The sequence below is a fragment of the Pedobacter sp. 01N416 genome (assembly GCF_056399685.1).
The window spans coordinates 1-1,456 of record NZ_JBFTRT010000842.1; the positions used below are offsets into that span (position 1 = coordinate 1).

Annotated in this window: 2 protein-coding genes and 1 pseudogene; all 3 read left to right on the forward strand. The window is 34.5% G+C overall.

From position 1 onward, the window contains the following. The coding region (locus AC1DND_RS27730; protein WP_477586059.1) for an aminotransferase class III-fold pyridoxal phosphate-dependent enzyme at positions 1-397 on the forward strand (397 nt) is incomplete at its 5' end. A gap of 34 nt (positions 398-431) precedes the next feature. Further along, on the forward strand, positions 432-1,109 hold the full coding sequence (locus AC1DND_RS27735; protein WP_215131276.1) for a response regulator transcription factor: 678 nt from the start codon (positions 432-434) through the stop codon (positions 1,107-1,109). A gap of 77 nt (positions 1,110-1,186) precedes the next feature. Beyond that, positions 1,187-1,456: pseudogene (locus tag AC1DND_RS27740) on the forward strand (sensor histidine kinase); the annotation flags it as partial.

Below are 1,456 nucleotides of genomic sequence, written 5' to 3' on the forward strand. Positions count from 1 at the left end.
ATTATCACATACCCCAATTTTGGGTCACATGACTACTTTTGGTGGTCATCCGGTTTGTTGTGCTGCTGGGTTGGCTACCTTACGTACCTTGGTTGATGATCATATTGTTGAAGAAGTAGAAGAAAAAGGACAATTGTTTAAACTGCTCCTTCAACATCCTGCCATTAAAGAAATTAGGGGAAAAGGTTTAATGTTGGCGGTTGAATTTGAAAATTTCGAGATCAATAAAAAAATCATTGATGCCTGCATTTTAGATGGTGTGTTATCAGACTGGTTTTTACATTGCAGCAATTCTATGCGCATTGCTCCTCCTTTAATTATTACCAAAGAAGAAATTGAAGAAGCTTGTGCGATCATCTTAAAAAATATTAACTTAGTTTTAGAGACTAAAGCATAAAGCTGAAAGACTAAAGAACATTAACTAAATTAAAATGAACGTACTCATAGTTGAAGATGAAAAAAGCCTGGCGCTTGAAATGGATGAATTCTTGAGCAAAGAAGGATTTATTGTAGAGCATGCCTGGAAAAAATCTTCTGCGGAAGAAAAAATATTTGTAAACAATTATGATTTCATTTTACTCGATTTAGGTTTGCCAGATGGTGATGGTTTTGAAATTTTAAAACAGTTAAAGGCCATGAAAGATCGTGATGATGCTGTAATTATCTTAACCGCCCGTAGTGCTGTAGATGACCGGATTAAGGGGCTTGATGAAGGCGCAGACGATTATTTACCAAAACCATTTTCGCTAAATGAACTTTTAGCGCGCATGCATGCCATTACCCGTAGAAAACATAAGTTGGAGAAAAATGAGGTAAACATTCATAATTTTTTGCTCAATATCCAGAACAGGACTGTTTCATTTGGTGATGAAAGACTAAACCTTACCAAAAAGGAATTCGAAATATTTAACTATTTAGTGTTGAACAAAAACCGTGTGGTATCTAGAATGAGTTTAACTGAACACGTTTGGGGTGATATTTTAGAAGTTAATTCTGATTCCAACTTTGTTGATGTTCATGTTAAAAACCTGCGAAAAAAACTTGCAGCAGTGAGTGTAACAGATTGGTTTGAAACCGTAAGGAGTATTGGCTATAGGATTAATTGCTAGAGAGTCGGGAAGTCAGAAGTTAAGCGTCGATCTACCAATGAACCAATGGCAATTGAACCAATGAACCATTAAATAAAATGAAGTTACAGGTTAAGTTTTCCTTATACAATGCAGTAACCAAAATTGCCATTATTCTGGTATTGGGGGCTATCATTCTATTTTCGTTGGATAAACTTGCTTACAACCAATTTGACAACCGTTTAATCAAAAAGAAAAACAAAATCATTAAAAACTTAAACGATAATGAGATCGATAGCCTTTTAAATAAGGAACAATCTTTTACCGATTACAATATTTTAAAGGAAGAATTTATCGTTTTAACAGATATCCCCGATAACCAGAAAGAC

Bases quoted from the DNA above. Each gene is read 5' to 3' on its own strand.
- AC1DND_RS27735 (WP_215131276.1), top strand. From the start codon at position 432: ATGAACGTACTCATAGTTGAAGATGAAAAAAGCCTGGCGCTTGAAATG.